Source organism: Rhizobium sp. SVR5-2C (genome assembly GCF_056755115.1).
Window position 1 is genome coordinate 20,095 of sequence record NZ_JBNDHT010000086.1, and the last position, 8,421, is coordinate 28,515.

10 protein-coding genes and 4 pseudogenes are annotated in these 8,421 nt (G+C 59.0%); 10 read left to right on the forward strand and 4 right to left on the reverse strand.

Translation table 11 applies throughout. The annotated features are described in order from the left end of the window. The first annotated feature begins 13 nt into the window (after positions 1–13). The 6 genes from dhaL to ACPYOI_RS22505 are packed head-to-tail and all read left to right on the forward strand — an operon-like array spanning position 14 to position 4,392. Complete coding sequence (gene dhaL, locus ACPYOI_RS22480; protein WP_481418245.1) at positions 14–628, forward strand: dihydroxyacetone kinase subunit DhaL; 615 nt, start codon at positions 14–16, stop codon at positions 626–628. Then, the gene (gene dhaM, locus ACPYOI_RS22485) at positions 625–1,023 is read left to right on the forward strand and encodes a dihydroxyacetone kinase phosphoryl donor subunit DhaM (protein ID WP_481418244.1); all 399 of its coding nucleotides are present in this window, start codon (positions 625–627) and stop codon (positions 1,021–1,023) included. The genes dhaL and dhaM overlap by 4 nt, the downstream gene beginning before the upstream one ends. Further along, positions 1,023–1,367 (forward strand): HPr family phosphocarrier protein, encoded by a 345-nt coding sequence (locus ACPYOI_RS22490; protein ID WP_481418243.1) that lies wholly within the window; start codon positions 1,023–1,025, stop codon positions 1,365–1,367. The genes dhaM and ACPYOI_RS22490 overlap by 1 nt, the downstream gene beginning before the upstream one ends. Next, positions 1,351–2,931, forward strand: coding sequence for a putative PEP-binding protein (locus ACPYOI_RS22495; protein WP_481418242.1), 1,581 nt, complete (start codon positions 1,351–1,353; stop codon positions 2,929–2,931). Before ACPYOI_RS22490 ends, ACPYOI_RS22495 begins: the two co-directional genes overlap by 17 nt. A gap of 2 nt (positions 2,932–2,933) precedes the next feature. Continuing rightward, on the forward strand, positions 2,934–3,344 hold the full coding sequence (locus tag ACPYOI_RS22500; protein ID WP_481418241.1) for a hypothetical protein: 411 nt from the start codon (positions 2,934–2,936) through the stop codon (positions 3,342–3,344). A 55-nt stretch (positions 3,345–3,399) separates the two neighbouring features. After that, positions 3,400–4,392: a dihydroxyacetone kinase subunit DhaK gene (locus ACPYOI_RS22505; protein WP_481418240.1), complete on the forward strand. Its 993-nt coding sequence runs from the start codon at positions 3,400–3,402 to the stop codon at positions 4,390–4,392. 69 nt (positions 4,393–4,461) lie between these two features. Here the strand turns inward: ACPYOI_RS22505 and ACPYOI_RS22510 are convergent. Then, positions 4,462–4,557: pseudogene (locus ACPYOI_RS22510) on the reverse strand (flavin reductase family protein); the annotation flags it as partial. Here ACPYOI_RS22510 and ACPYOI_RS22515 point away from each other — a divergent pair. Both ACPYOI_RS22515 and ACPYOI_RS22520 read left to right on the forward strand, forming a co-directional pair. Continuing rightward, a pseudogene (locus ACPYOI_RS22515) lies at positions 4,543–4,946 on the forward strand (transporter substrate-binding domain-containing protein). The pseudogenes ACPYOI_RS22510 and ACPYOI_RS22515 overlap by 15 nt on opposite strands. Positions 4,947–5,104: 158 nt before the next feature. Further along, a complete protein-coding gene (locus ACPYOI_RS22520) occupies positions 5,105–5,329 on the forward strand; it encodes a transporter substrate-binding domain-containing protein (protein ID WP_481418239.1) in 225 nt (74 codons plus the stop codon). A gap of 208 nt (positions 5,330–5,537) precedes the next feature. Here the strand turns inward: ACPYOI_RS22520 and ACPYOI_RS22525 are convergent. The 3 genes and pseudogenes from ACPYOI_RS22525 to ACPYOI_RS22535 form a co-directional block, all read right to left on the reverse strand. Beyond that, positions 5,538–5,878: pseudogene (locus ACPYOI_RS22525) on the reverse strand (type II toxin-antitoxin system RelE/ParE family toxin). Beyond that, entirely contained in the window at positions 5,875–6,114 is a 240-nt protein-coding gene (locus ACPYOI_RS22530) for a type II toxin-antitoxin system ParD family antitoxin (protein WP_481418238.1), read from the reverse strand. Before ACPYOI_RS22530 ends, ACPYOI_RS22525 begins: the two are co-directional and overlap by 4 nt. Before the next feature lie 78 nt (positions 6,115–6,192). Beyond that, positions 6,193–6,599: pseudogene (locus ACPYOI_RS22535) on the reverse strand (IS6 family transposase); the annotation flags it as partial. Positions 6,600–6,879: 280 nt separating this feature from the next. Between ACPYOI_RS22535 and ACPYOI_RS22540 the strand changes: the two are divergent. After that, a complete protein-coding gene (locus tag ACPYOI_RS22540; protein ID WP_481418237.1) occupies positions 6,880–7,596 on the forward strand; it encodes a transcriptional regulator in 717 nt (238 codons plus the stop codon). Positions 7,597–7,728: 132 nt separating this feature from the next. Further along, positions 7,729–8,220 (forward strand): hypothetical protein, encoded by a 492-nt coding sequence (locus tag ACPYOI_RS22545; RefSeq protein WP_481423374.1) that lies wholly within the window; start codon positions 7,729–7,731, stop codon positions 8,218–8,220. Positions 8,221–8,421 lie beyond the last annotated feature (201 nt).

An 8,421-nucleotide genomic window follows, 5' to 3' on the forward strand; every position in this document is an offset into this window, starting at 1 on the left:
GGGAGGCTATCAGGTGCAGGCAGAACCGGTTCTTCTTGCGGGATTGATTGAGGCTTGTCGGGCGGCGATCACGGCAAACAGCGATCACCTCTGCGCACTCGATCGCGCGATCGGTGACGGCGATCATGGGACCAATATGCAGCGCGGCTGCGAGGCGGTCAGCGCCGAAGAAGCCACGGTCTCAAGCCTTCCCTTGCCCGAGGCGCTGGAACGGATCGGCCTCACACTGGTGATGAGCGTCGGCGGCGCGGCCGGTCCACTCTACGGGACATTGCTGATGGAGATGGGGCGTGAGCTTCGCAAATCGGACCAGGAACAGGATTTTTCTCTTGCCCTGAAGCAGGCCATCGATGCCGTGGCCCGCCGTGGGCGCTCGCACGCCGGCGACAAGACCCTGCTCGATGTCCTGTATCCCGTGCAGGATGCCCTTGCACAGCGTTCGCCTCTGACGGATATCGTGCGCCGCGCGGAACTTTCCGTTCGGCTCACCGCCGCCATGAAGGCCATGCGCGGCCGCGCGGCCTACCTTGGAGACCGTTCGATCGGACACGTCGATCCTGGCGCTTCGAGTTGCGCCCTTCTGACAACCGCCATCTGCCGCTACCTTGAGGAGCACCGCCCGGAATGAATGCGAAGACCCCAAACGTCGGGATCGTGATCGTCTCCCACTCGCCGCTGGTCGCGAAAGGCACCGCCGACATGGTCCGGCAGATGGTGGGTGACAGCGTGCCGCTTGCCTGGTCGGGCGGCAACAGTCGCGGCGAACTTGGCACGGATACCGGGGGAATTCTCAAGGCCATCGAAGAGGCCTGGTCGGAAGCTGGCGTCGCCGTCTTCGTCGACCTGGGAGGCGCCGAAACCAACAGCGAAATGGCGATCGAGATGCTCGGCTCGCCCCGCTCCCAAAGGGTTTCGATCTGCAACGCCCCTATTGTCGAAGGAGCCGTTATTGCTGCTGCTGAGGCCTCTGGTGGGGCATCGTTGGCCAAGGTGGTCGGAACGGCAGAGGAGCTGTCACCGTGATGAACGGCGGTTTCCGCATTGGGGCGCACGAGGCCGGGCAGGTCCATGCCAGTTGCCAGACCGAAGTCGAGGTCAAGCATGGAGTTGGGCTCCATGCTCGCCCCTCGGTGACGTTCACGCGGCTGGCAAAGTCGTTTCCCTGCTCGATCGAAGTCGCGGTCAACGGCAACGACGTCTGGCTGAACGGAAAGAGCATCATCAAGATCATGGGTGCCAAGATCCGCAAGGGTTCGGTGCTCGAGATCCGCGCAAACGGCATTCTCGCCGAAGAAGCGATCCGGGCATTGAAGGACCTCGTCGAGCGCAATTTCGATGAGGAAAAGAAGCATGGCCGAACCGCTTAGATTGAAAGCCACGAGCGCGTCCCCAGGTATTGCCAGCGGCCCGGCCTTCGTCGCCGAGCCGGTCGAACCCGCCGCGTCAATCCCATCAAGCGTCTCCGGCCAGGTCGCGCTCGCAAGTGCGATCGAGACAGCTATTCTCGAACTGCAGGAACTGGCGACCGGGACGGATCCCGACGGCGGCGATATCGTCGAGTTTCAGATTGAAGTGCTTCGCGATCCAACGCTGACCGAGGCGACCGGCGCGCGCATCGAGGCTGGCGAAAACGTAGCATTCGCCTGGGTCGGGACGCTCGATGGATACATCCGGGAACTGGAGTGCTCCGAAGAAGACCAATTGCGCGCGCGCGCCGTCGACATCCTCGACATCAAGAACCGCGTCCTGTCCGTGCTCACGGGAACGCCTGTCAACGACTTTCCAGCCGGATCCATCTATGTTGGAAAAGACATGGAACCCAGCCGCTTCCTCGCCCACGACTGGTCGGCCGGCGGCGGTATCGTTCTTTACGCAGGCAGCGCGGTCGGTCATGTCGCCCTGCTTGCCAGATCCCGGTCGGTCCCGATGGTGATCGGCGCCGGCCGCTTCGCAACAGCAGGGGGGCAATATATCGGAGTTGATGGCGACGCTGGTCTCGTCATTCTTGAGGCAGCCAGGTGGAACGCGACCTCCGTAGAGCACTGCGATCCGTCAACAGGCACTGCACCGCCACTCGACAACGGCATAGTGTACACGTCGGACGGCACGCAAGTACTCCTGTCCGTCAACGTCAACGCGCCGGAAGAAATCGACGCGATTCCTGCCGAGGTGACCGCGGGCATAGGGTTGATGCGGTCGGAATTCGCGTTGATGTCGCTCGGTGATGCAGCAAACGAAGAAAAGCAGTTTGCAATCTACCGACACCTCCTGGATTGGGCAGATGGGCGCCCTGTAACAATCCGCATGTTGGATGTCGGGGGCGACAAGCCGCTGTCGGGCATTACCGAGGCCTCCTCGCTGCGCGGCATCCGCCTGCTTCTTGCCCGGCCGCAGATTGCGCGGGTTCAGGCGCGTGCGCTCCTTCGAGCGGCGGTCTTCGGCAATCTGCGTATCATGTTGCCAATGGTGACATTCCCGTCTGAAGTTGAGGCTATGCGGCAAATCTGTCGCGAAGAAGCCGGTGAACTTCGCCGCCGCGGCGTGCCGCACCGCACTCCGCCGATCGGGATGATGGTGGAGGTACCGGCAGCTGCGCTCATGCTTGACGAATTCGAAGGCGCTGACTTCTTTTCGTTCGGCACGAACGACCTGGCGCAATACCTCGTGGCTTCCGCCCGCGAGGAGGCCGGCTTCAGCCTGGACCAAGAGCAAGCCGTACCGGCCGTGCTGCGCTTGCTGACCCAGGCGGTGAGACTTACCGGCCGCCGACCAGTCAGCATTTGCGGTGACATGGCTGGCGACCCGGTTCGCATGTCCGGTCTTCTCGCGGCAGGCATACGGCATTTTTCGGTGGCGCCAGCTCGACTTGGCGCGATAAGATCGGCACTGATCGGTCTGAAAGCCGATGGGACAAAGGCAGCCGGGGACTAGGGATGGCGCGCGAAGACACCGAAGACGCCATTATCGCCTACAAGGATATTCTGGCGCAGATCATCGACAACCGACCGTCCGGAACACGTCAGAGGCTGGCGACGGAACTCGGCAAGCATCGCAGCTTCGTCACCCAGATAACCAGCCCCACTTATGCGACGCCTCTTCCCGCGCGTCACCTCGCGACCATCTTCAGGGTGTGCCATTTTAGCCCCGCCGAACAGGACCGCTTTCTGGACGCCTATCAGGTCGCCCATCCCGGCAAACTGCCGGAGTTTGGCGCCACGGAAAAACTGCGGCATCTTTCCATAATGGTGCCTGACTTCGGCGATGAACGCCGCAACCGGCTTCTGGAAGAGGCGATCACCGACCTAGTCCAAAAGATCGCTGCAATTTCGGGGCCGCGTGATTGAACAGGCGCTTCGCGCGTGACGAGCGCTAGATGATCATCGCCTTGGGAGGGGTTTGATGAAGAAATTCATGAATGCTGCGGAAACAATGGTCGCCGAAAGCGTCGAAGGTTTCGTGCGCGCCCATGAGGAGTTCGTTGTATTCGGCGCAGACCGTCAATTTATCCGCCGTCGCCACCTCGTTCCAGGCAAGGTAGGTGTCATCTCCGGGGGTGGGGCGGGCCACGAGCCGATGCATATCGGCTTCGTCGGTCGCGGTATGCTGGATGCAGCATGCGTCGGGCATATTTTCACGTCGCCTACACCGGGCCAAATCCTCAGCGCAATAGAGGACGTGGACACCGGTGCTGGCTGCCTGCTGGTGGTAAAGAACTATGACGGCGACGTTATGAATTTCGAAATGGCGGCAGAGATGGCGTCGAGCCGCCACAGGATTGAGATGGTGATCGTAAGCGACGACATCGAAACGGCAAGGATGCGCGACGGCCGCGGTCGACGAGGCGTTGCCGGTACGGTGATCATGGAAAGGCTTCTCGGCGCCGCCGCGGAAAACGGCATGGCGCTTGCTGAGTTGAAAACCCTTGCTGCTGGCCTCGAGTCCCGTGTCAGATCGATGGGTGTCGCACTGACCGGTGTCACGGTGCCGCACACGCGGCGATCGACCTTTTCACTCGGCCCCGGCGAAATCGAAATGGGTGTCGGCATTCATGGAGAGCCAGGCCATTCAAGAGAGACCTTCTCTAACGCCGACACCATCGTGAGGCGTCTAAGCGAGGTGGTTTTCAACGAAGTCGCTCCGGTTTCCGACAAGGCGTTGCTTTTCGTGAACGGACTTGGCGGCACGCCGCCAGCGGAACTTTACCTCGCCTACAACGTCGCGCATAGCTTCATGCTGAGTCATGGTCTGCAGATCGCGCGCTCACTGGTTGGTACTTACGCCAGCTCACTTGACATGCAGGGTCTTTCCATCTCGCTCGCTCTCCTCCGTGACGAAGAGTTCATTCTATGGGATTCGCCCGTTGCGACGGCTGCATTGCGCTGGGGCTGCTAGGGATGGGCCTGTCTTAGCGAGTTAGCGTAGCGGCCTGCAACTCGTCGGATCTAGGAAGGTTGGAAACTCCTACAATTTCGGCGTCAGAATCTCGAAACGGTCACGAATCGTCGAGCGGGTATCGCCGCCAAGGCGCGCGATGGCATCGACTTGCGTGGGATCGACAACGCGTTCGCCAAGGCCTGGACGAAGGTCACGGTTGGCGTCGAAGGCGCGTTTCCGCCCTTCAATTCGACGACGCCCAGCGCCGAGCTTCAGGGCCTCGATCTGGATGCCATCAAAGAGGTCTGCAAGCGCGTTGGAATGCGATTGTCGCGCAGGACTGGGACAGCCAGATCCCTTCGCTCCTTTTAGGTAAATTCGATGTGGTCCTGACGATGGGGCCGAACGAACAGCGCCGGAAGGTAATCGACTTCTCCGATCCCTACGTCATCACGCCCAACACATTCTTGGTGGCTGCCGATGGACCGCTGGCAAAGCTGCCGCATACGGGCGAACACCTGTCCAGTGACACGAGGAAGGCCAGAAAGCCATTGCCGAAATCAAGGACGTGATGAACGTATGACGCTCGGTGCCTCGCTTTCCACGAGCCAGTTGAAGTTCGTCGAGCAGAACTTCGGCGATGTCGCGGAGATCAGGACCTATAAGTCAATCCGAGTAGGTCAAGCTCGATATCGAGGGCGGACGTCTCGATGGCCAGTTCGACAATGCCGTGTTTGCACGCGACCGCGCAGATGCCAGCAATGGCACGCTGACGACGAGCGGCCCCCTCCTCATTGGCGGCATTCAGGCCACCAATGTCTGCCTCGGTATCCGCAGGAACGAGCCGGAACTTCAGGCCATTCTCAACAAGGCGCTCGGTGAAATGGCCGCCGACGGCACGGTCGCGGAACTGTCGAAGAAGTGGTTCAAGGTCGATCTCAGCCCGAAGGGTTGATCGTATAGCCCTCCCGACAAAATCCTGCACCATCCACTAGCCCCGCCGAGTGCGGGGTTGGTTTTTGGCTCTGAGGCCACGATGGACAGGGGCGCCAAAGGCTCTTTGAAGGGATCTGAACCACTGGCCGGTAGATCGACTATCGAAGGCGCTGAAAATCACGGCATGTGAGGCGTAAGGGCTAATATGGAACTAAGTTGTTAATTATCTAATTGTGTTGGCTGGGGTTGCCGACCGTGCCAAGCCATGACGGAATGTCGCGCTTGCCATGCAAGACGCGCCAGACGTCAATGTATCCGGCTTGCTCAACATAGAATATCAGATACGGATACCGCTTAAGCTGAACGCTTCGCAGATCGGGAATCCTAGCTCATAAGCGTAACGCGGCGAACCTGAAGACGGATGGTTCGCAATCAAAGTGTAGGCATGCCGCAGGTCATCGACAAAGCTCAGAGCGACCTGCGTATCGGCCTCCCGGAAATAATGATCGATGGCTTCGTCAACGTCCTGGCTTGCTCGTTCTCGAGGGATAACCGGCTTTGCCGTCACCTATAAAGCCGGCCTTGAACCCGATCGCGGAGGTTGTCGAAATACCGCTCGTCTACCGGCGTGGTCACGGGGGATGATGCTCCTTCGAAGAGCAAGCCGCGCAGATGTTCTCGGTCCCCGTCGCGGCGGATTAGCTCCCGTACGTACTCGCTGCTGGTGCCGTAGCCCCGCTCCGAAACCTGCTGGTCAACGAAACTCTTCAGGTTGTCGGGTAGAGAAATGTTCATCGTGCTCATGCCGATCAAATAGCCCTATGCCAAAATTTGGCAAGGTGCTGATGTGACCGTCTCTTGCAGGCCCATGACGGTGCGATTGCGGGGCGAACGGCTCTGCCCTGTCAGAAGCCTGCGCATCAAACGCATTGCAGCCTTGGTACTACGGCGGCTTTGCACCAGCCCGTCGAGGACGAAGCCGTCCTGATCGACGGCGCGCCAAAGCCAGTGCTTCTTTCCCTGATGGTGATGATGGCCTCGTCGAGATGCCATTTGTCGCCGAGCTTGCCGACTGAGCGCCCGCGAATATCATTGGCGAAACGCCTGCCGAATTTCTCAGCCCAAAGTCTCACGGTCTGGTGAGAGACGATGATGCCACGGGCCGCCAGCATATCCTCGACCATGCGCAGGCTGAGCGGAAACCGCAAATAGAGCCAGACGGCATGGGCAATCACTTCCGCTGGAAACCTGTGGCGACGAGAGAGAGGATCACGTGCAAATCTGGTCATACCGCCAGATCCCACATTTTCATCGCTGCTCGGTTAACGTTACGGTGCCAGCGGAACCGAAAGTCCGACGCACTGAGCCGAGCTTGCCGCGTTGATTCACGCTTATAGGAGCATTCCACGCGTTCGAAACCAAGCTTGGTTGCAATACTTGGCCTCGTGAGGAATAGCGGATCGTCTCGCCTCAGGGATTTGCGGCACGCTGATGACTTAGCTTCGACACTTCGTTAAAGGTGGCGAAGCCCCAATCCTGTGGCCAGAGATCCCAACCGACGAAGAGATCATGGCCGATCGACCGGCCAATCGATACGAAGGACTAGACTTTATGAAAAAGCCACAGAGGAACTTCGTGGTCGAGTTTAAATCCAGTAGCCGACGACAGTCTCCGAAGCCAACCTCCATCTGGGGAAACGTGGATCTCAAGGCCATTTCGCTGGAGGTCGAAGCAAATGCGCCGGGTCAGGTTCTTCAAGCAACAGAGAGAAACGCGAACAGTCCACCGCCGGGCCCACAAACACGCGAGCAGCTGTTGACTAAAACCGTCGAGCAGCCAAAGACTGTACTGCCACCACAGGAGGAACGTATGGCCGAAGAAACCACCCCAGTGCTAAGTGCCGACAACTCAAGCATCGAGACTGCGACGACGATCACAGAACCGAAAAAGCGTCGTGGACGCCAGGCCAAAACTGTTGGTCCAAAAATGGCGGCGGGTGACGAAACGTCCGCGGTTCCTGGTGATGCAAAGACCACCCCCGCAAAGCCCGCAAAGAAACCACGCATAAAAAAATCCGTAGCAGCGGCAGAGGCAAAGGTTGCGACAAAGCAGCCCCGCAAGACGCGCATGCGTAAAGCGGCAACTGCGGCCGTGAATACTCCTGCAGCAGACGACATGGCCGATCTTCTTCAGCTTGAAGAAGAAAACCGGAATTTGCGGAAACAGCTTGCAGAAAAGTTGCGCAGCGAAAACGCGGATCTTCGCAAGCGTCTCGGCCAATCCTAAGCATCACGAAGAGCTGGTTGACCGAAACCTCCCGAGGTTCGGGCCCGTTTGGTCTGATCATGATTTCGGCGGCGCAAGAGCGTTGCCGAAATTGACCGCGCGATTGAAAGCAGATGAGGTTAAACAGCGATCATGAAGTCTCCCTGGAAATTTCTAGTCGGCCTCACCAGGCGACACGACAAGAAAGACCCGGTGGAACCTCCGGCCCATTTGACTGACGATGTACATTCCAACTCCGATCGACGCGAGACGCAATCGGTTTTGCCAACCGCCCCTGAGCCCGCTGCAGAGGTCGATAGAAATGCCCCAGTTGAGCCTGATGGAGACGGGTTTGAGCCGGTTGATGACGTTGCCGCTCTAGCGGTTATTGCGTCTACAGCCGCAGGGCTCAAACCGCAGAAGCAAACACAAGCCCTTAGGAAGAAGCCAGCTCCTCGGGCTCGAAAGCAAGCTCAGCTTGTCCATCGCAACGACATTCAAACACCTCCAGTATTACCGCACAGCATTTTGAACAATGACCAAGAGCTTGACGATGACATTCGTCAACTGCGCCTCCAGCTAACAGAGAAGCTCCGGCTGCAAAATGCGCAGTTGAGACGAATGCTGGCGCGGTTCGATCGTTGATTAGCCACATGCCGCCGGCGGCGGAATGGTGGATTTGCCCACGGTGGATAGGTGCTTTCATTGAACATACGTTGAAATCAAGCTGCGAAAGACCTATAGTGTGCATGTAAGAGGATTTTGCCATTGACCTGCCACTGAAGTTTCATCCGGCTGCGATTAGAGTCCCGATGGTTTTGGATACGCCAAATGGCGCGGTGTGAG